Source organism: Ralstonia sp. PBBBR1 (assembly GCF_002256165.1).
In the GTDB taxonomy this organism is placed as follows: domain Bacteria; phylum Pseudomonadota; class Gammaproteobacteria; order Burkholderiales; family Burkholderiaceae; genus Ralstonia; species Ralstonia thomasii.
Map to the genome: position 1 here is coordinate 139,792 of NZ_NKIL01000009.1, position 17,068 is coordinate 156,859.

The 17,068-nt window shown below is 60.9% G+C and carries 29 protein-coding genes; 2 read left to right on the plus strand and 27 right to left on the minus strand.

Annotation, left to right across the window (positions count from 1 at the left end; translation table 11 throughout):
• Positions 1-101: 101 nt before the first annotated feature.
• On the minus strand, positions 102-761 hold the full coding sequence (locus CFE42_RS17855; RefSeq protein WP_004634521.1) for a c-type cytochrome: 660 nt from the start codon (positions 759-761) through the stop codon (positions 102-104).
• A gap of 256 nt (positions 762-1,017) precedes the next feature.
• On the opposite strand from CFE42_RS17855, the gene yihA reads away from it, so the two are divergent.
• Both yihA and hemB read left to right on the plus strand, forming a co-directional pair.
• Positions 1,018-1,719, plus strand: coding sequence for a ribosome biogenesis GTP-binding protein YihA/YsxC (gene yihA, locus CFE42_RS17860; protein WP_004634519.1), 702 nt, complete (start codon positions 1,018-1,020; stop codon positions 1,717-1,719).
• Positions 1,720-1,869: 150 nt separating this feature from the next.
• The gene (gene hemB / locus CFE42_RS17865; RefSeq protein WP_004634517.1) at positions 1,870-2,865 is read left to right on the plus strand and encodes a porphobilinogen synthase; all 996 of its coding nucleotides are present in this window, start codon (positions 1,870-1,872) and stop codon (positions 2,863-2,865) included.
• Here the strand turns inward: hemB and dsbD are convergent, their stop codons facing one another.
• The 26 genes from dsbD to rpsS form a co-directional block, all read right to left on the minus strand.
• The gene (dsbD, locus tag CFE42_RS17870) at positions 2,866-4,683 is read right to left on the minus strand and encodes a protein-disulfide reductase DsbD (RefSeq protein WP_004634516.1); all 1,818 of its coding nucleotides are present in this window, start codon (positions 4,681-4,683) and stop codon (positions 2,866-2,868) included.
• An 18-nt stretch (positions 4,684-4,701) separates the two neighbouring features.
• Entirely contained in the window at positions 4,702-5,040 is a 339-nt protein-coding gene (gene cutA / locus CFE42_RS17875; RefSeq protein WP_004634513.1) for a divalent-cation tolerance protein CutA, read from the minus strand.
• A 155-nt stretch (positions 5,041-5,195) separates the two neighbouring features.
• The gene (rplQ, locus tag CFE42_RS17880; RefSeq protein WP_004634511.1) at positions 5,196-5,594 is read right to left on the minus strand and encodes a 50S ribosomal protein L17; all 399 of its coding nucleotides are present in this window, start codon (positions 5,592-5,594) and stop codon (positions 5,196-5,198) included.
• A 154-nt stretch (positions 5,595-5,748) separates the two neighbouring features.
• Entirely contained in the window at positions 5,749-6,729 is a 981-nt protein-coding gene (rpoA, locus tag CFE42_RS17885) for a DNA-directed RNA polymerase subunit alpha (protein ID WP_004634508.1), read from the minus strand.
• A 239-nt stretch (positions 6,730-6,968) separates the two neighbouring features.
• Positions 6,969-7,592 carry a 30S ribosomal protein S4 gene (gene rpsD / locus CFE42_RS17890; RefSeq protein WP_004634505.1) on the minus strand — a complete coding sequence of 208 codons (624 nt, stop codon included), beginning with the start codon at positions 7,590-7,592 and terminating at the stop codon, positions 6,969-6,971.
• Positions 7,593-7,795: 203 nt separating this feature from the next.
• Positions 7,796-8,197 carry a 30S ribosomal protein S11 gene (gene rpsK / locus CFE42_RS17895; protein WP_003264143.1) on the minus strand — a complete coding sequence of 134 codons (402 nt, stop codon included), beginning with the start codon at positions 8,195-8,197 and terminating at the stop codon, positions 7,796-7,798.
• Between the two features lie 24 nt (positions 8,198-8,221).
• The gene (gene rpsM, locus CFE42_RS17900; protein WP_004634501.1) at positions 8,222-8,587 is read right to left on the minus strand and encodes a 30S ribosomal protein S13; all 366 of its coding nucleotides are present in this window, start codon (positions 8,585-8,587) and stop codon (positions 8,222-8,224) included.
• 21 nt (positions 8,588-8,608) lie between these two features.
• On the minus strand, positions 8,609-8,725 hold the full coding sequence (gene rpmJ, locus CFE42_RS17905) for a 50S ribosomal protein L36 (protein WP_003264141.1): 117 nt from the start codon (positions 8,723-8,725) through the stop codon (positions 8,609-8,611).
• Positions 8,726-8,755: 30 nt separating this feature from the next.
• On the minus strand, positions 8,756-8,974 hold the full coding sequence (gene infA / locus CFE42_RS17910) for a translation initiation factor IF-1 (RefSeq protein ID WP_003264140.1): 219 nt from the start codon (positions 8,972-8,974) through the stop codon (positions 8,756-8,758).
• A gap of 26 nt (positions 8,975-9,000) precedes the next feature.
• Positions 9,001-10,323, minus strand: a complete 1,323-nt coding sequence (gene secY, locus CFE42_RS17915; protein WP_012436582.1) for a preprotein translocase subunit SecY — start codon at positions 10,321-10,323, stop codon at positions 9,001-9,003.
• A gap of 57 nt (positions 10,324-10,380) precedes the next feature.
• Positions 10,381-10,812 carry a 50S ribosomal protein L15 gene (gene rplO, locus CFE42_RS17920; RefSeq protein WP_004634495.1) on the minus strand — a complete coding sequence of 144 codons (432 nt, stop codon included), beginning with the start codon at positions 10,810-10,812 and terminating at the stop codon, positions 10,381-10,383.
• Between the two features lie 18 nt (positions 10,813-10,830).
• On the minus strand, positions 10,831-11,013 hold the full coding sequence (rpmD, locus tag CFE42_RS17925; protein WP_003264137.1) for a 50S ribosomal protein L30: 183 nt from the start codon (positions 11,011-11,013) through the stop codon (positions 10,831-10,833).
• A gap of 22 nt (positions 11,014-11,035) precedes the next feature.
• Positions 11,036-11,554: a 30S ribosomal protein S5 gene (rpsE, locus tag CFE42_RS17930; RefSeq protein WP_004634493.1), complete on the minus strand. Its 519-nt coding sequence runs from the start codon at positions 11,552-11,554 to the stop codon at positions 11,036-11,038.
• A gap of 21 nt (positions 11,555-11,575) precedes the next feature.
• The gene (rplR, locus tag CFE42_RS17935; RefSeq protein WP_004634492.1) at positions 11,576-11,932 is read right to left on the minus strand and encodes a 50S ribosomal protein L18; all 357 of its coding nucleotides are present in this window, start codon (positions 11,930-11,932) and stop codon (positions 11,576-11,578) included.
• Between the two features lie 11 nt (positions 11,933-11,943).
• Positions 11,944-12,477, minus strand: coding sequence for a 50S ribosomal protein L6 (gene rplF, locus CFE42_RS17940; RefSeq protein WP_004634491.1), 534 nt, complete (start codon positions 12,475-12,477; stop codon positions 11,944-11,946).
• A 12-nt stretch (positions 12,478-12,489) separates the two neighbouring features.
• A complete protein-coding gene (gene rpsH / locus CFE42_RS17945; RefSeq protein ID WP_004634489.1) occupies positions 12,490-12,885 on the minus strand; it encodes a 30S ribosomal protein S8 in 396 nt (131 codons plus the stop codon).
• Positions 12,886-12,912: 27 nt separating this feature from the next.
• Entirely contained in the window at positions 12,913-13,218 is a 306-nt protein-coding gene (rpsN, locus tag CFE42_RS17950) for a 30S ribosomal protein S14 (RefSeq protein ID WP_004634486.1), read from the minus strand.
• Positions 13,219-13,227: 9 nt separating this feature from the next.
• Positions 13,228-13,770, minus strand: a complete 543-nt coding sequence (gene rplE, locus CFE42_RS17955; protein WP_004634484.1) for a 50S ribosomal protein L5 — start codon at positions 13,768-13,770, stop codon at positions 13,228-13,230.
• A gap of 26 nt (positions 13,771-13,796) precedes the next feature.
• Positions 13,797-14,105, minus strand: a complete 309-nt coding sequence (rplX, locus tag CFE42_RS17960) for a 50S ribosomal protein L24 (RefSeq protein WP_004634483.1) — start codon at positions 14,103-14,105, stop codon at positions 13,797-13,799.
• Between the two features lie 11 nt (positions 14,106-14,116).
• Complete coding sequence (rplN, locus tag CFE42_RS17965) at positions 14,117-14,485, minus strand: 50S ribosomal protein L14 (protein WP_003264129.1); 369 nt, start codon at positions 14,483-14,485, stop codon at positions 14,117-14,119.
• 268 nt (positions 14,486-14,753) lie between these two features.
• Positions 14,754-15,023 (minus strand): 30S ribosomal protein S17, encoded by a 270-nt coding sequence (gene rpsQ / locus CFE42_RS17970; protein WP_004634482.1) that lies wholly within the window; start codon positions 15,021-15,023, stop codon positions 14,754-14,756.
• Entirely contained in the window at positions 15,020-15,214 is a 195-nt protein-coding gene (rpmC, locus tag CFE42_RS17975) for a 50S ribosomal protein L29 (RefSeq protein ID WP_004634481.1), read from the minus strand. The genes rpsQ and rpmC overlap by 4 nt, the downstream gene beginning before the upstream one ends.
• Positions 15,215-15,226: 12 nt before the next feature.
• Positions 15,227-15,643: a 50S ribosomal protein L16 gene (gene rplP / locus CFE42_RS17980; RefSeq protein ID WP_003264123.1), complete on the minus strand. Its 417-nt coding sequence runs from the start codon at positions 15,641-15,643 to the stop codon at positions 15,227-15,229.
• A 2-nt stretch (positions 15,644-15,645) separates the two neighbouring features.
• Positions 15,646-16,434, minus strand: coding sequence for a 30S ribosomal protein S3 (gene rpsC, locus CFE42_RS17985; RefSeq protein ID WP_004634480.1), 789 nt, complete (start codon positions 16,432-16,434; stop codon positions 15,646-15,648).
• Between the two features lie 9 nt (positions 16,435-16,443).
• Entirely contained in the window at positions 16,444-16,773 is a 330-nt protein-coding gene (gene rplV / locus CFE42_RS17990; protein WP_004634479.1) for a 50S ribosomal protein L22, read from the minus strand.
• A gap of 9 nt (positions 16,774-16,782) precedes the next feature.
• Positions 16,783-17,058, minus strand: a complete 276-nt coding sequence (rpsS, locus tag CFE42_RS17995) for a 30S ribosomal protein S19 (protein ID WP_004634478.1) — start codon at positions 17,056-17,058, stop codon at positions 16,783-16,785.
• Between the last annotated feature and the right edge of the window lie 10 nt (positions 17,059-17,068).

Genomic DNA, 17,068 nt, shown 5'->3' on the forward strand with positions numbered 1-17,068 from the left:
ACCTGTTCAAAAACGAAAACAGGGTGGCGATGCCAGGCGCATTGCCACCCTGTTCTTCTTGTTGATTGTGCGACCGTCACATGACAGTCGGGTGCGGCAGATTAGCGCAGGCCGGCAATGTAGTCGGCCACCGCCTTGATCTGCTGGGCCGTCATGCGACCGGCCAGGTCGTGCATCTGTACGCTGTTCTTGCGGGTGCCGCTCTGGAAGGCAACCAGTTGAGCTTCAGTGTATTCAGAGAACTGACCCGCGATACGCGGATACTGCGCCGGGATGCCAGCACCCGTCGGGCCGTGACAGCCCGCGCACGCTGCGATACCGCGCTTGGCGTCCCCGCCACGATACAGCTTCTGGCCCAGTTCGATCGTTTCCTTGCTCTTGGCCGAACCCGGCTTCCAAGCCGGCTGCTTGCCCAGGTAGGCGCCGATGTCCTTCATGTCCTGATCCGACAGCGCACTGGCGTACAGCGACATGACCGGGTTGTTGCGATCAGTCTTTGCCTTGAAATCCTTCAGCTGCTTTTCGACGTATTCGGCGTGCTGGCCGGCCAGCTTCGGGTTGACGTTCATGGCGCTGTTGCCGCCTGCGCCGTGACAACTGGTACACGCGGGCACGCCATTGGCCGGCATACCGTTGTTGAAGATCGTTTCGCCGCGCGCGGCGTCGGCCTTGGCGACTTTTTGCTCTTCGGCATGGGCCATGGAGAAGACCGATGCCAGGGACAGCGCTGCGACAGCAAAAACGTTCGCGATGCGGTTCATTCGCACACCTTGTTTAGATTGTTTTCGAATGCTGCGTGCGCCGCCCAATGCGGGACCCTGCGGCGCCGGGCATCCCCTTCTCCTCGTGCCAGACCAGCGCATGAAAACGGACTGGCCCGGGCCTCGGGGCGGTCCTGCGACGGATCTGGTGGGGACGTCCGTAAACCGGCGTATTGTACAATAACACCTCTGCAATGCGACCTCGCGGCGCAGCAACCACGCAGTTCTGAACTGCAGTTTACAGGTACTGCCGCGCATGTCGCTCCTGCATCAAGCCCGTTTCTTCATCACCGTCAATCATCTGCGTGATTTACCGGCGACCGCCGTGCCGGAAGTCGCGTTTGCGGGCCGCTCCAACGCAGGCAAGTCCACTGCGATCAACATTCTGTGCAATCAGAAGCGGCTGGCTTTCTCCAGTAAGACGCCCGGCCGGACGCAGCACATCAACTATTTCTCGGTGATGCCCGCCAAGGCGGAAGACCCGCTCGGCTTCTTGGTCGACCTGCCCGGTTACGGCTATGCCGAAGCGCCTGGCGAGACCAAGTCGCACTGGGTCCATCTGCTGGGCGACTACGTCAAGGCGCGCCAGCAACTCGCCGGCCTGGTCATCATGATGGATGCGCGTCGTCCATTCACCGACCTCGATTGTCAGATGGTCGAGTGGTTCCTGCCGACGGGCAAGCCGATCCACGTGCTGCTCACGAAGGCGGACAAGCTGACCAACAACGACGCCTCGCGCGCGCTCATGGCGGCACGCAAGGTGCTGGCCGACTACCGCGCGCAGATCGACGGCGATGTATCGCTGACGGTGCAGTTGTTCTCCAGCCTGAAACGTCGCGGCATCGAAGAGGCGCAGCGAATTGTCGCAGGTTGGCTGTGCCTGCCCGAGGCGCTGGAAGCGGAGCCGCGAGCCGAGCCGGCAAAAAAAACCCCGTCGCCAAACGCGCAACGGGGGTAACGACCCCATCGAGCCATCGATGGGAACCCGCGTCAGGGAGGAGCCGCGGGGGACGCCGCATCAGCGTCGCTGGCGCATTGTCCGTGCATAAGATGGATAATCGTGTCAAAGGTTTCCAAACTTCACAGTGTGTTCTTAGGGTCTGCTGAAATGATCGCAAGCTTCCCCGATCATCGTCCGCGCCGCATGCGCCGCGACGATTTCTCCCGCCGCATGATGCGCGAGTCGCGCCTCACCGCCGACGACCTGATCTACCCGGTCTTCATCCTCGAAGGCACCAACGTGCGACAGGCCGTGCCGTCGATGCCAGGTGTGGAGCGGGTGTCGGTCGACGTGCTGCTGAGCGTGGCCGAGCAGTGCGTGCAGCTGGGCGTACCGGTGCTGGCGCTCTTCCCCGTGATCGAGCCGTCGCTCAAAACGCCGGATGGTATCGAGGCCACCAATGCGGATGGCCTGATCCCGCGTGCGGTGAAGGCCCTCAAGGCGCGCTTCCCTGAACTCGGCATCCTGACCGATGTGGCGCTCGATCCGTACACGAGTCATGGCCAGGACGGCGTGCTCGACGCCAACGGCTACGTGCTCAACGAAGAGACGGTCGACATCCTGATGCGCCAGGCACTGGTGCAGGCCGAGGCTGGCGTGGACATCGTCGCGCCGTCGGACATGATGGATGGCCGCATCGGCGCGATCCGCTTGGCGCTGGAGAACGACGACCACACCTACACCCGCATCATGGCTTACGCGGCCAAGTACGCTTCGGCGTTCTACGGCCCGTTCCGTGATGCAGTGGGCTCGGCCGCCAACCTGGGCAAGAGCAACAAGATGACTTACCAGATGGACCCGGCCAACTCGGACGAGGCTCTGCGCGAAGTGGCACTCGACATCGCCGAAGGCGCCGACATGGTGATGGTCAAGCCCGGCATGCCGTATCTCGACATCGTGCGACGCGTGAAGGATGAGTTCCGCTTCCCGACCTACGTCTATCAGGTCAGTGGTGAATACGCGATGCTGAAAGCCGCCGCGCAGAACGGCTGGCTGGATCACGACAAGGTCGTGCTGGAGTCGCTGCTGGCGTTCAAGCGCGCCGGCGCGAACGGCATCCTGACGTACTTCGCATTGGACGCCGCCCGCCTGCTGCGCGCGTAGTCAGGCCGTCGGCTTGGCTGCCTGCGTCGTGCCGATCGTGCGACGCAGGCTTTCCAGAAACGTGTCGGCGCGCTCATAGCCGACCACACGAGCTTTCAGTTCGCGACCCTGCGCATCGAAGAAGATCGTGCCGGGCGGGCCGAACAAGCCGAAGCGCTTGAGCAGTACTTGGTCATCCGCATTGTTGGCAGTCACGTCAGCCTGCAGCAGCACCACATCGGCAAGCGCCTTGCGCACCCGCGTATCGGTAAAGGTCAGGCGCTCCATTTCCTTGCAGCTCACACACCAGTCGGCGTAGAAATCGAGCATCACCGCACGGCCCGACGCGCTCGCGTTGCGCACTTCGGCATCGAGTTCAGCGATGCTCTTCACCCGCTTGAATGTCACCCCGTGTGCCTCAGCTTGCGGGGATGCGCCCGCCGATGCGCGAATCAGTCCGGACAGCGGCTGTAGCGGATCGCGACCGCCGGCGGCGACTCCGACCAGTTGCGCTGCGCCAGCCAGCGCGAGCACCACACCCGCGACCTTGCCCAAGCGCTGCACGTTGCCGGCGCCGTCGGGCAACGAATCGAATGTCCGCAGAAACACGGCCGCACCGATCAGCAAGCCACCCCACGCAATCATCACTGCCCACGCCGGCAACACCGGCTGCACGATCCACAGCGCCACAGCCAGCAGGATGAAACCGAACACCGCCTTGGTGACGATCAACCAATGGCCCGCGCGCGGCAGCAGGTTGCCCGCGCCTACACCCACGAGCACGAGCGGTACCCCCATGCCGATCGACATCGCAAACAACGCCATACCGCCGATCGCGGCGTTGCCGGTCTGCGCGATATAGGCCAGCGCGCCCGCCAACGCCGGCGTCACACACGGCGACACTATCAACGCCGAAAGTGCGCCCATCACGACCGCGCCAACAATCTCGCCGCCGCCATGCTTGCTGGAGGCTTTTGTCAGGTGATCGCGCCAAGCTGCCGGCAACTGCAGTTCATACAGCCCGAACATCGACAGCGACAGCGCTACCATCAACACGGCAAACGCGCCCAGCACCCAGGCGTTCTGCAGCGCGGCTTGCAGGCCCTGCCCGGCTAAGCCGGCTGCCACCCCTACGGCGGTATAGACGAAGGCCATCCCGAGCACGTAGGCCACCGACACGATCGCTGCGCGCGAACGCGTCGCGTGCTCGCCGACCACGATCGCCGACAGGATTGGCAGCATCGGGAGCACACACGGCGTGAAGGTAAGCAACAGACCGAGCCCAAAGAACAACGCCGCAATCGCGCCAAGGTTGCCGCTACCCAGCGTGCTGGCGATGCGGCCGAGTGCGTCGCCACCGCCGGCGGAAGGCGCCGCCGGGGAAGCCGCTGCGGGTTCCACATGGAACCGGCTCTTCATCGGCGGATAACACAGGCCTTGATCCGCGCACCCCTGCGACGTGACGATCAGCGTGAATGGCGCCGTCGCGTTCCGCGCCTTCACATGGAATGCGATTTCATGGCGATAGGTTTCGACATCCTTGTTGAACGTCTCGTCGAATTTGACCTTGCCTGCCGGCATGTCGAGGAGTGCGAGTTCGACAGCTGCCGGATCCGCCGCCACCGCGAAGCGCTCACGGTACATGTAGTAGCCATCAGCAATCGCGAACTTGACTTCGACGGTCTGGCCGTCGACCTGCGTGGCGGAGAAGCGGAACGCCTGCTCGGGCGGCAGGAAATCGTCAGCAGCATGTGCAGGCATGCACAGCGTCGCCACCGCGACCAGCAGCATCGCCAACTGCATCACACGCCGCACGGACACGAACGAAGAGAAGGTCATATCAACGCCAAACAAACATCAATTGGAAGACATGCGCGTTTCGTCGGCCACCCACGCAAGATACGCCGGCAAGCCCGCAGCCACCGGCACAGCGATGATCTCGGGAACCTCGTACGGGTGCGCCTTCCGTAGCGCGACTTCCAACGCAGGGTAGGCTGCACCCGTGGTCTTGATCAGCAGCGGGATCTCGGTGGCGTGCTCGATCGCGCCGTTCCACCAATACGTCGACGCGCAAGCCGGCAAGCGATTGACGCACGCCGCTGCGCGAGATTCCAGCACGGCCGTCGTCACGCGATCCGCGCTATCGGCGTCGGGTAGATTGGTCAGCACCAGCAGCACTTCGGTTCCTGCAGACATAGATACTCCAGAAGCGCACGCCGATGGCAGACCACCGAAGCAAGCAACAAAAAAGCCAGGATACGATCCTGGCTTCATTGTAATGCGCGCGGCTGCACGCATTCTGGGGCTTGGCCAGCGCGACGCCATGTCGCACCGGCAAACCTGAGCTGACCTTACTCGGCAGCGCCGTCGACTTCCACAGCCTCGGCAACTTCCGGACGGTCGAGCAGCTCCACCAGCGCCATCGGCGCATTGTCGCCCTGGCGGAAGCCGAACTTCAGGATGCGGGTGTAGCCGCCCGGACGGGTCGCGAAACGCGGACCCAGTTCGTTGAACAGCTTGGTAACCATGTCGCGGTCGCGCAGACGGGCGAATGCCAGACGGCGGTTGGCGACGGTGTCCTTCTTGGCCAGCGTGATCAGAGGCTCGACAACCTTGCGCAGTTCCTTGGCCTTCGGCACGGTGGTCTTGATCAGCTCGTGCTGCAGCAGCGAGTTGGACATGTTGCGCAGCATCGCGAGACGGTGCGACGAAGTGCGGTTCAGTTTCCGCAAACCATGACGGTGACGCATGATGATTCCTTCTTAAGAGTGTTTGACCAGCTCTTCTATCGCCGCCGCTCGTATAACGCTGCGTGGCGCGGGCCGGTAGTCTTACCAATAAGCCACCCAAACGGCGATGGCGGGAAAACCGGCCGATGCTCGCGCACCGGCCGACAATTGCAACTTACTTCTCGAGACCTGCCGGCGGCCAGTTCTCGAGCTTCATGCCGAGCGTCAGGCCACGCGATGCGAGGACTTCCTTGATCTCGTTGAGCGACTTGCGCCCCAGGTTCGGGGTCTTGAGCAGTTCGTTCTCGGTGCGCTGGATGAGGTCGCCGATGTAATAGATGTTTTCGGCCTTCAGGCAGTTGGCCGAACGCACCGTCAGTTCCAAGTCGTCGACCGGGCGCAGCAGGATCGGATCGATCTGCGGCGCGCGGGCGGCGGCGGCCTCAGCGGCGCTTTCGGTACCCTCCAGGGCAGCGAACACCGACAGCTGATCAACCAGGATGCGAGCCGACTGGCGGATCGCTTCTTCCGGCGAGATCACGCCGTTGGTCTCGATGTTCATCACCAGCTTGTCGAGATCGGTACGCTGCTCCACACGCGCAGACTCAACCGCGTACGACACACGGCGCACCGGTGCGAACGAGGCGTCCAGCACGATGCGGCCGATGACCTTGCTCGACTCATCGCCGAACTTGCGCACATTGCCCGGCACATAGCCGCGGCCTTGCTCGACCTTCAACTGCAGATCCAGCTTGCCACCAGCCGACAGGTTGGCGATCACGTGGCCCGGATTGATGATCTCGACATCGTGCGGAAGCTCGATATCAGCGGCGGTGACCACACCTTCGCCTTCCTTGCGCAGCGACACCGTCACTTCATCACGGTTGTGCAGCTTGAACACCACACCCTTCAGGTTCAGCAGCAGGTTGACAACGTCTTCCTGCACACCATCGATGGTGGAATATTCGTGGACGACCCCCGCGATCGTGACTTCGGTCGGGGCATAGCCGACCATCGACGACAGCAGCACGCGGCGCAGCGCGTTACCGAGCGTGTGGCCGTAGCCGCGCTCGAACGGTTCCATGACGACCTTCGCGTGATGATCGCCAAGCGGCTCAACCGCAATAATTTTGGGCTTCAGGAGTGCTGTTTGCATTAGGTTGTCCTATTTCAATACCCTCGGCTCGTTACACCGATAAGGCTGACGGATTGGACTGGAAAGGTTCCATCGCGAACGTTGCGACGGAAGACGCACGTGCCGCAATCGATTTGCGGCACGTAACAATTCGGATTGGATCGACACCGAAGTGCTGCTGGCGCACGAACACAATGTCGTCGACGATGAGCGTCCCCAAAAAGGCACACGAGCCCGCACCTGCGGTACGGGCGTCGTCATTAACGCGAATACAGTTCGACGATCAGGCTTTCGTTGATGTCGCCGGCGATATCTGCGCGATCCGGGGCTTGCTTGAAGGTGCCTTCCATCTTCTTGGCATCCACGGCAACCCAGATCGGGAAGCCGGACTGCTCCGCCAGCGTCAGCGACTCGGCAATACGCACTTGCTTCTTCGACTTTTCGCGGATGGCAATGACGTCGCCCGACTTGACCTGAGCCGACGGCACGTTCAGCGCTTGACCATTCACCAGGATCGCCTTGTGCGACACCAGCTGACGCGCTTCCGCGCGGGTCGAGCCGAAGCCCATACGATAGACGACGTTGTCCAGGCGCGATTCCAGCAGTTGCAGCAAGGTTTCACCCGTGTTGCCCTTACGGCGATCGGCTTCAGCGAAGTAGCGGCGGAATTGACGCTCCAGCACACCGTAGATGCGCTTGACCTTCTGCTTTTCACGCAGCTGGTTGCCGTAGTCGGACGTTCGGGCGCCGGAAGTGCGGCCGTGCTGACCAGGCTTGCTGTCCAGCTTGCATTTGTCGGCGAGCGAGCGGCGTGCGCTCTTGAGGAAAAGGTCAGTACCTTCGCGGCGAGACAGTTTCGCCTTGGGGCCGGTATAGCGTGCCACGTTGCGTTCCTTCGTTATCAGTCATCCGTGGCACACGGCCTCGGATGGTCCGCCTGCTCAGCCCTAACAACAGGACCGCAGCGAACAGTGGGCTTATGAAAAGACGAAACCCGCCTTCCGGAAAACCCGGAAGACAGGCAAGCGAGCAAGTATAGCACCCGCAGACCGCCCCCGCCAGCAACTGGCGAGGGCGGCCGAATCACTTAGATACGACGACGCTTCGGCGGACGGCAGCCGTTGTGCGGCACCGGCGTCACGTCTTCGATCAACTGGATCTTGATACCCAGGTTGTTCAGTGCGCGTACGGCCGATTCACGACCCGGGCCCGGGCCCTTGATGCGCACTTCCAGGTTCTTGATGCCTTGGTCCTGCGCCACGCGGCCAGCGCTCTCAGCGGCCACCTGGGCCGCGAACGGCGTCGACTTACGCGAGCCCTTGAAGCCTTGGCCACCCGACGTCGCCCACGACAGAGCATTGCCCTGACGGTCGGTGATCGTGATGATTGTGTTGTTGAACGACGCGTGAACGTGCGCGATGCCGTCGGCGACGTTCTTGCGAACCTTCTTGCGCGCGCGCTGGGCGGCGGTATTCGCTGCTTTTGCCATAGTTCCTATCCTTTACCCGACGGATTACTTCTTGAGCGCGACGCCGGCCTTACGCGGACCCTTACGGGTACGGGCATTGGTGCGGGTACGCTGACCACGCATCGGCAAGCCCTTGCGATGGCGCACGCCACGGTAGCAGCCCAAATCCATCAGGCGCTTGATGTTCATCGTCGTTTCACGGCGCAGATCGCCTTCGACGAGGAACTTCTCGATTTCCTTACGCAGCGCGTCCTGGTCCGGATCCGTCAGGTCCTTGACCTTCTTGTCGGTCGGGATGCCAGTAGCCTCGCAAATCTTCTGAGCGCGCGAGCGGCCAATACCGTAGATCGCCGTCAGGCCAATCACGGTATGTTTGTGGTTGGGGATGTTGACCCCTGCGATACGTGCCATTCGTCAATCCTCTTTGCGAAATTAGCCTTGGCGCTGCTTATGACGCGGGTCCGACGAGCAGATCACACGCACCACGCCCTTGCGCTTGATGATTTTGCAGTTGCGGCAAATGCGCTTAACAGAAGCCAGCACTTTCATGATTTTCCTCTTCCTTCAATTCCAGTCCGCTCACTTCGCCCGGAATACGATGCGCGCGCGGGACAGATCATACGGGGTCAATTCGACCGTCACCTTGTCCCCGGGCAAGATGCGGATGTAATGCATACGCATCTTGCCGGAAATATGGCCTAACACTACGTGGCCGTTCTCTAGCTTGACGCGAAACGTTGCGTTGGGGAGGTTTTCCAGCACCTCGCCTTGCATCTGGATCACGTCATCTTTAGCCATGTCCTTTCAGGTTCGTGCGATCACTCCTAGCGGAGTGTCAGGTTTCCCTTGAAATTCGCCTTCTTCATCAAAGACTCGTACTGCTGAGACATCACGTAGGACTGCACTTGCGCCATGAAGTCCATCGTGACAACCACGATGATCAACAGGGACGTCCCACCGAAGTAGAACGGCACATTCCAGCGCAGCACCAAGAACTCCGGCAACAGACACACCAGCGTGATGTAGATCGCACCCGCCAGGGTCAGACGCACCAGAATCTTGTCGATATACCGCGTGGTTTGCTCGCCCGGACGGATGCCCGGAATGAACGCCCCACTCTTCTTCAGGTTATCTGCCACTTCCCGGCTGTTATAAACCAGTGCGGTGTAGAAGAAACAGAAGAAGATGATCGCCGCCGCATACAGCAGGATGTAGACCGGCTGACCCGGCGACAGCGTTGCTGCCAAGTCCTTGACAACCCGTGCAACCGGATTCGTCGAGTTGCCAGCTGTAAACCAGCCCGCGATCGTGGCCGGGAACAGAATGATCGACGATGCAAAGATCGGCGGAATCACCCCGGCCATATTCAACTTCAGCGGCAGATGCGACGACTGTCCGCCATAAATCTTGTTACCAACCTGCCGCTTGGCGTAATTGACGAGGATCTTGCGCTGGCCGCGTTCGATGAACACAACCACAAACGTCACCGCACCAATAATCGCCACCACCAGGATCGCCGAGAAAATTCCCATCGAACCCGTACGCACCAGCTCGAACAGCCCGCCAATCGCGTTGGGAAGGCCTGCAGCAATCCCGCCAAAAATGATGATCGAGATCCCGTTGCCCAGACCACGCTCGGTGATCTGCTCACCCAGCCACATCAGGAACATCGTGCCCGTCACCAGCGTGATCACCGCGGTGGCCCGGAACATCAGACCCGGATCCAGCACCAGACCGGGCTGCGCTTCCAGGGCTACTGCAATCCCTAGCGCCTGGAACGTCGCCAGGATGACCGTGCCGTAGCGCGTGTACTGCGTAATCTTGCGCTGGCCGGCCTGGCCTTCCTTCTTCAACGATTCCAGCTGCGGCAGCACGATCGTCAGCAGCTGCATGATGATCGACGCCGAGATGTACGGCATGATCCCCAACGCAAACACTGTGAAACGCGACAGCGCGCCGCCGGAGAACAGGTTAAACATCCCGAGGATGCCACCCGACTGCCGTTGGAAAAGCTGCGCCAGTTGATCCGGATCGATACCCGGCACAGGAATGTGCGCGCCGATCCGGTACACCAGCAATGCCAGCACCAGGAACACCAGCCGACGGCGAAGATCGCCGTACTTGGCCGTGTTCTTGGCCTGGGCCATCACATTAGGTTTCGCCGTGGCCAAACGGATGCTCCGTCAGTGTGAAACAGCAGGCTATTAGGCCAGCGAGCCACCGGCTGCTTCGATTGCAGCTTTCGCCCCAGCCGTCGCGCCGATACCCTTCAGAGTTACCTTCTTGTCGATCTCACCCGACAGGATCACCTTGGCGCTCTTGACCATCTCGCCAACGAGCCCAGCTTGCTTGAGGGACAGCAGATCGACTTCTTCGATCGGCAGCCCTGCCAGGTCGCCCAGACGCACTTCAGCGGTGAATTCCTTGGTCAGCGAGGTGAAACCACGCTTGGGCAGACGACGATGCAGGGGCATCTGGCCGCCTTCAAAGCCGACCTTGTGGAAACCACCCGAACGCGACTTCTGCCCCTTGTGACCACGACCAGCCGTCTTGCCCAGGCCCGAGCCAATGCCGCGACCAACGCGGCGCTTGGCGTGCTTGGAGCCGGCTGCCGGCTTCAGGTTATTCAGTTGCATGTTCTTCTCCGTCTTGCCTTAGCCGATGACCTTGACCAGGTAGGACACCTTGTTGATCATGCCGCGCACTGCGGGCGTGTCCTGCAATTCGGACACCGAGTTCATGCGGCGCAGGCCCAGGCCGCGCACCGTGGCGCGGTGGTCTTCGCGCGTACCGATCAGGCTGCGCACGAGTTGGACTTTCACGGTTTTCTGCGACATATCGTTCACCTATCCCTTCGGCTTAGCCGAGGATCTCTTCGACCGACTTGCCACGCTTGGCGGCAACTTCGGCCGGGGTGCTCATCTTGCGCAGGCCATCCAGCGTTGCGCGCACCATGTTGTAAGGATTGGTCGAACCGTGCGACTTGGTCACGATGTTCGTCACGCCCATCACTTCGAAGATAGCGCGCATCGGGCCGCCGGCGATCACGCCGGTACCGTCCTTCGCGGGCATCATCTGCACCTTTGCGGCGCCATGCTTGCCAACCACTTCGTGCTGCAGCGTACCGTTCTTCAGCGGGACCTTGACCATCTTGCGACGAGCCTCGTCCATTGCCTTCTGCACGGCTACGGGGACTTCCTTAGCCTTACCCTTGCCCATGCCGATACGGCCGTCGCCGTCGCCGACCACAGTCAGAGCAGCGAAACCGAGAATCCGGCCGCCCTTGACCACCTTGGTCACACGGTTGACCGCGATCATCTTCTCGCGAAGACCGTCGTCGCGTTCGTCCCCTTGGACCTTAGGTTGAATTTTTGCCATGACGATATCCTCTATGCCGGCTTAGAACTTCAGGCCAGCTTCGCGTGCCGCGTCAGCCAGAGCCTTTACGCGACCGTGATAACGGAAACCCGAGCGATCGAACGCCACGGCTTCGATGCCGGCAGCCTTCGCCTTCTCAGCGATACGCTTACCCACCAGGGTGGCAGCAGCGGTGTTGCCACCGTTGCCGTTCAGTTCCTTGCGGACTTCGGCTTCCGCCGTCGAGGCCGAAGCCAGGACCTTGGTGCCGTCTTCCGAGAAGACCTGCGCATAAATGTGCAGGTTCGTACGGTGCACAGCCAGACGGGCGACGCTCAGTTCCGCAATTTTCAGGCGGGTCTGACGTGCACGGCGCAGACGCGAGTCATTTTTGTTCATGATGTGCACCCTTACTTCTTCTTGGTTTCCTTCAGGATCACACGCTCGTCGGCGTAGCGCACACCCTTGCCCTTGTAGGGCTCAGGCGGACGATAACCACGCACTTCAGCGGCGACCTGACCAACTTTTTGCTTGTCCGAACCCTTGATGATGATCTCGGTCTGCGTCGGCGTTTCCGCCTTCACGCCTTCCGGCATCTCATGGATCACGTCGTGCGAGAAACCGAGCTGCAGCTTCAGGGCGGTGCCCTGAACCGATGCACGATAACCCACGCCGACCAGGTTCAGCTTGCGCTCGAAGCCCGTCGTCACACCCTTGACCATGTTGGCGGTCAGGGCGCGCATCGTGCCTTGCAACGCATTGGCTTCACGCGACTCATCTGCCGGCGCGAACGTGATCGTGCCGTTGTCGGTGTTGACCTTGACCAGCGAGTGGATCGGCTGCGTCAGCGTGCCCAACGGGCCCTTGACGGTCAGCAGACCACCAGCGAAATTGACTTCTGCGCCCTTGGGCAGCGCGATGGGGGCCTTACCTACGCGAGACATGGTTCCCCTCCCTTAGGCGACGTAGCAAATGACTTCGCCACCGACACCGGTTGCGCGGGCGCGGCGGTCCGTCATCAGACCCTGAGGGGTCGAGATGATGGCGACACCCAAGCCGTTCATCACTTGCGGGATTTCATTACGGCCCTTGTACACACGCAGGCCAGGCTTCGAGACGCGCTCCAGGCGTTCGATGACCGGGCGGCCAGCGTAGTACTTCAGACCAATCGTCAGGGTGGACTTGCCACCCTGCTCGGTCACGGCGAATTCGTCGATGTAGCCTTCGTCCTTCAGGACTTTGGCGATTGCCACCTTCAGCTTCGACGACGGCATGACCACCGACGCTTTTTCCACCGCTTGCGCGTTGCGGATACGCGTCAGCATATCGGCGATCGGATCGCTCATGCTCATACTGTTTCTCCTGTAGCCTGTGCGTGATTACCAGCTGGCTTTCGTCAGACCCGGGATCTCGCCCTTGAAGGCGATCTCGCGGAGCTTGTTACGCGCCAGGCCGAACTTACGGAACGTACCGCGGGGACGACCGGTGATCGAGCAGCGGTTGCGCTGACGAGTCGGATTTGCATTGCGCGGCAGCGCTTGCAGCTTCAGACGCGCTTCGTAGCGCTCTTCTTCCGACTTGCTTTGGTCGGCCACGATGGCTTCGAGAGCGGCGCGCTTCTCAGCGTACTTGGCCACGAGCTTGGCACGCTTCTTCTCGCGTTCGATCAGAGACAATTTAGCCACGGTAACCCCTTAATTACGGAACGGGAACTTGAACGCGTTGAGGAGCGCCTTCGCTTCCTCGTCGTTCTTCGCAGTCGTCGTGATGCTGATATTCAGACCACGGAGTGCGTCGATCTTGTCGTATTCGATTTCGGGGAAAATGATCTGCTCTTTCACACCGATGTTGTAGTTGCCACGACCGTCGAACGCCTTACCAGACACACCGCGGAAGTCGCGCACGCGGGGCAGCGACACGGTGATGAAGCGGTCCAGGAATTCGTACATGCGTTGGCCACGCAGCGTGACCATCGTGCCGATCGGGTAACCCTGGCGGATCTTGAAGCCGGCGATAGCCTTACGGGCCTTCGTGACGATGGGCTTCTGGCCAGCGATTTTGATCAGGTCGCCCGTGGCGTGCTCAATGACTTTCTTGTCATTGATGGCTTCGCCAAGACCCATGTTCAGGGTGATCTTGGTGATGCGCGGCACTTCCATCACAGACTTGTAGCCGAACTGCTTGATCAGCTCGGGCACAACCTTCTCTTTATAATACTCTTGCAGACGTGCAGTCATGCTCAACTCCTCTCTATTGCCCAGAATCAAGCGCCGACGGCAGCACCGGTGGTCTTCAGTACGCGCGTCTTCACGCCGCCTTCAACCTTGATGCCGACGCGCGACGGCTTGCCATTGGCATCCACGAGCGCAACGTTCGAAATATGGATGGGCATGATCTTGTCGACCACACCACCCGTGGTACCCAGCATCGGGTTCGGGCGCACGTGCTTTTTGGCAACGTTCACGCCTTCAACCGTCACATGCTCGGCGAGCACGGCCAGCACGGTACCTTGCTTGCCCTTGTCTTTACCGGTACGGACGATGACGCGATCGCCCTTGCGAATCTTGTTCATGCGGCCTCCGATTACAGCACTTCCGGCGCGAGCGACACGATCTTCATGAAGCGCTCGGTACGGAGTTCGCGAGTGACCGGCCCGAAGATACGGGTGCCGATCGGCTCAAGCTTGGTGTTCAGCAGCACGGCGGCATTGCCGTCGAACTTGATGAGCGAGCCGTCGGGACGGCGCACGCCCTTGGCGGTACGCACCACCACGGCGTTATAGATATCGCCCTTCTTCACGCGACCACGCGGGGCAGCATCCTTGACGCTGACCTTGATGATGTCGCCGACGCTGGCGTAGCGGCGCTTCGAACCGCCCAGCACCTTGATGCACATGACTTCACGCGCACCCGTGTTATCGGCCACTTCGAGCCGGCTTTCTGTCTGAATCATGGTGTTCTCGTCCCAACTTAATTCGCCAAACGCACAATGCGCAGAGGCGATCAGTCTTGGTCCCGCCGGCTGCTGGCATTGCGCCAACTGCGATTGGGTTGATCAACTTGAAGTCGGTAGCTGCCCGACGGCGATTGCCGCCTGGCCCATTCGCTTTTCCCCCTTACCCGAGCCGCCAGCATATTTGCCAGCCACCCTCACAAAGGGAAAGACCGAGACTATATCACATAATCTCGGCCGTGCAACAGCAAACTGCTCCGCTGTTGTTTTAGATCACGCGTGCAGCTTCAAGCAGACGCGACACCACCCACGACTTGGTGCGGGAGAGCGGACGCGATTCCGTGATCTCGACCTTGTCGCCTTCGTTGTACTGGTTGGCTTCGTCGTGCGCATGGTACTTCTTCGAGCGCACCACGTACTTGCCATACAGCGGATGCTTGACGCGGTTTTCGATCAGGACCGTGACGGTCTTGTCCATCTTGTTGCTGACAACGCGACCGACGAGCGTGCGCTTCAGGGACGTTGCGGCTTCAGTCATTTCTGGTTCCCCTTCTGGCCCAGCACGGTGCGGACACGCGCGATGTCACGACGCACCTTCTTCAGCTGGCTGGTGTTCTGCAGCTGTTGCGTCGCTTTTTGCATGCGCAGGCCAAATTGGGCCTTCAGCAGCTCGGAGAGCTCCTGGTTCAGCCCAGCGACATCTTTGTCGCGCAGTTCGGATGCTTTCATGGTGTGTACTCCTTACGTTCCGACCTGACGCACCACGAAGCTGGTCGCGATCGGCAGCTTGGCAGCGGCCAGGCGGAATGCCTCGCGTGCCAGTTCTTCGCCAACGCCGTCCATTTCGTACAGCATCTTGCCCGGCTGAATTTCAGCCACGTAGTATTCCGGGTTGCCCTTACCGTTACCCATACGGACTTCGGCAGGCTTCTTCGAGATCGGCTTGTCCGGGAAAATCCGGATCCAAATGCGGCCGCCACGCTTGATGTGACGGGTCATCGCACGACGCGCCGACTCAATCTGACGTGCGGTCAGACGGCCGCGGCCCATCGCCTTCAGACCGAATTCGCCGAACGAGACGGCGTTGCCGCGCGTCGCGATACCGGTGTTACGGCCCTTCTGCTCCTTGCGGTACTTCCTGCGCTTAGGTTGCAGCATGTTTATTCTCCAGTCTTGGCGTCGGTGCCACGACGGGCACCCGCACCAGCACCGCGGCGCTGACCGGCCGGGCGACCTTCGCCCTCACGGCGACGACCTTCCGGGCGACCCGGACGCTTGCGACGCTCTTCTTGCGGCTCTTCCACGACGGGTGCGTCGTTGCGACCGAGGTGGTCACCCTTGTACACCCACACCTTGACACCGATGATGCCGTAGGTGGTTTCCGCTTCGGAGAAGCCGTAGTCGATATCGGCGCGCAGCGTGTGCAGGGGCACACGGCCTTCGCGGTACCACTCGGTACGAGCGATTTCGATGCCGTTCAGACGGCCCGAGCTCATGATCTTGATGCCTTGGGCACCCAGACGCATCGCGTTCTGCATCGCGCGCTTCATAGCGCGACGGAACATGATGCGGCGCTCAAGCTGCTGCGTGATCGAATCTGCGATCAGCTGCGCATCGACTTCCGGCTTGCGGATTTCTTCGATGTTCACGTGCACGGGCACGCCCATGCGACGCTGCAGTTCAGCCTTCAGCAGTTCGATGTCCTCGCCCTTCTTGCCGATCACCACGCCCGGACGCGAGCTATAAATGGTGATACGGGCATTCTTGGCCGGACGCTCGATGACCACGCGGCCCACCGACGCGTTCTTCAGCTTCTTCTTCAGAAACTCGCGAACCTCGATGTCTTCCTTGAGCATGCCGGCAAACTGGGTGTTGCTCGCGTACCAACGCGATGCCCAGTTACGGCTGACAGCCAGACGGAAGCCAGTCGGATGAATCTTCTGTCCCATCGTGACCCCTTAGTTGCCCAGCGTCACAGTGATGTGACAGGTTTGTTTCTCGATGCGGTTGCCACGGCCCTTCGCACGCGCCGTGAAGCGCTTGAGCGACGTGGCCTTGTCGATGTAGATCGACTTGACCTTCAGCTCGTCGATGTCGGCGCCTTCATTGTGCTCGGCGTTCGCGATGGCGGACTCAACCACCTTCTTCACGATGCCAGCCGCCTTCTTCGGGCTGAACGTCAGCACGTTGAGCGCGCGCTCGATCGACAGGCCGCGAATCTGGTCAGCGACCAGGCGCGTCTTCTGTGCGGAGATACGGGCGCCGCGATGAATCGCTTTAACTTCCATGATTGCCCCTTATCGCTTCGCTTTCTTGTCGGCAGCGTGGCCCTTGAACGTACGCGTGAGCGCAAATTCGCCGAGCTTGTGGCCAACCATGTTTTCCGTGACATACACGGGCACGTGCTGACGGCCGTTGTGAACGGCGATCGTCAGGCCGATGAAGTCCGGCAGAATGGTCGAACGACGCGACCACGTCTTGATGGGCTTCTTGTCCTTCGTCTGCACTGCCGCCTCAACCTTCTTCAGCAGGTGGGCGTCAATGAAAGGACCCTTTTTTACGGAACGAGTCATATCTAAGCTC

Excerpts from the sequence above, each read along its gene's own strand:
- CFE42_RS17855 (WP_004634521.1), bottom strand. The coding sequence starts at position 761 with ATGAACCGCATCGCGAACGTTTTTGCTGTCGCAGCGCTGTCCCTGGCA.
- yihA (WP_004634519.1), top strand. The coding sequence starts at position 1,018 with ATGTCGCTCCTGCATCAAGCCCGTTTCTTCATCACCGTCAATCATCTG.
- hemB (WP_004634517.1), top strand. The coding sequence starts at position 1,870 with ATGATCGCAAGCTTCCCCGATCATCGTCCGCGCCGCATGCGCCGCGAC.
- dsbD (WP_004634516.1), bottom strand. The coding sequence starts at position 4,683 with ATGACCTTCTCTTCGTTCGTGTCCGTGCGGCGTGTGATGCAGTTGGCG.
- cutA (WP_004634513.1), bottom strand. The coding sequence starts at position 5,040 with ATGTCTGCAGGAACCGAAGTGCTGCTGGTGCTGACCAATCTACCCGAC.
- rplQ (WP_004634511.1), bottom strand. The coding sequence starts at position 5,594 with ATGCGTCACCGTCATGGTTTGCGGAAACTGAACCGCACTTCGTCGCAC.
- rpoA (WP_004634508.1), bottom strand. The coding sequence starts at position 6,729 with ATGCAAACAGCACTCCTGAAGCCCAAAATTATTGCGGTTGAGCCGCTT.
- rpsK (WP_003264143.1), bottom strand. The coding sequence starts at position 8,197 with ATGGCAAAAGCAGCGAATACCGCCGCCCAGCGCGCGCGCAAGAAGGTT.
- rpsM (WP_004634501.1), bottom strand. The coding sequence starts at position 8,587 with ATGGCACGTATCGCAGGGGTCAACATCCCCAACCACAAACATACCGTG.
- rpmJ (WP_003264141.1), bottom strand. The coding sequence starts at position 8,725 with ATGAAAGTGCTGGCTTCTGTTAAGCGCATTTGCCGCAACTGCAAAATC.
- infA (WP_003264140.1), bottom strand. The coding sequence starts at position 8,974 with ATGGCTAAAGATGACGTGATCCAGATGCAAGGCGAGGTGCTGGAAAAC.
- secY (WP_012436582.1), bottom strand. The coding sequence starts at position 10,323 with ATGGCCCAGGCCAAGAACACGGCCAAGTACGGCGATCTTCGCCGTCGG.
- rplO (WP_004634495.1), bottom strand. The coding sequence starts at position 10,812 with ATGCAACTGAATAACCTGAAGCCGGCAGCCGGCTCCAAGCACGCCAAG.
- rpmD (WP_003264137.1), bottom strand. The coding sequence starts at position 11,013 with ATGTCGCAGAAAACCGTGAAAGTCCAACTCGTGCGCAGCCTGATCGGT.
- rpsE (WP_004634493.1), bottom strand. The coding sequence starts at position 11,554 with ATGGCAAAAATTCAACCTAAGGTCCAAGGGGACGAACGCGACGACGGT.
- rplR (WP_004634492.1), bottom strand. The coding sequence starts at position 11,932 with ATGAACAAAAATGACTCGCGTCTGCGCCGTGCACGTCAGACCCGCCTG.
- rplF (WP_004634491.1), bottom strand. The coding sequence starts at position 12,477 with ATGTCTCGCGTAGGTAAGGCCCCCATCGCGCTGCCCAAGGGCGCAGAA.
- rpsH (WP_004634489.1), bottom strand. The coding sequence starts at position 12,885 with ATGAGCATGAGCGATCCGATCGCCGATATGCTGACGCGTATCCGCAAC.
- rplE (WP_004634484.1), bottom strand. The coding sequence starts at position 13,770 with ATGACTGCACGTCTGCAAGAGTATTATAAAGAGAAGGTTGTGCCCGAG.
- rplX (WP_004634483.1), bottom strand. The coding sequence starts at position 14,105 with ATGAACAAGATTCGCAAGGGCGATCGCGTCATCGTCCGTACCGGTAAA.
- rplN (WP_003264129.1), bottom strand. The coding sequence starts at position 14,485 with ATGATTCAGACAGAAAGCCGGCTCGAAGTGGCCGATAACACGGGTGCG.
- rpsQ (WP_004634482.1), bottom strand. The coding sequence starts at position 15,023 with ATGACTGAAGCCGCAACGTCCCTGAAGCGCACGCTCGTCGGTCGCGTT.
- rpmC (WP_004634481.1), bottom strand. The coding sequence starts at position 15,214 with ATGAAAGCATCCGAACTGCGCGACAAAGATGTCGCTGGGCTGAACCAG.
- rplP (WP_003264123.1), bottom strand. The coding sequence starts at position 15,643 with ATGCTGCAACCTAAGCGCAGGAAGTACCGCAAGGAGCAGAAGGGCCGT.
- rpsC (WP_004634480.1), bottom strand. The coding sequence starts at position 16,434 with ATGGGACAGAAGATTCATCCGACTGGCTTCCGTCTGGCTGTCAGCCGT.
- rplV (WP_004634479.1), bottom strand. The coding sequence starts at position 16,773 with ATGGAAGTTAAAGCGATTCATCGCGGCGCCCGTATCTCCGCACAGAAG.
- rpsS (WP_004634478.1), bottom strand. The coding sequence starts at position 17,058 with ATGACTCGTTCCGTAAAAAAGGGTCCTTTCATTGACGCCCACCTGCTG.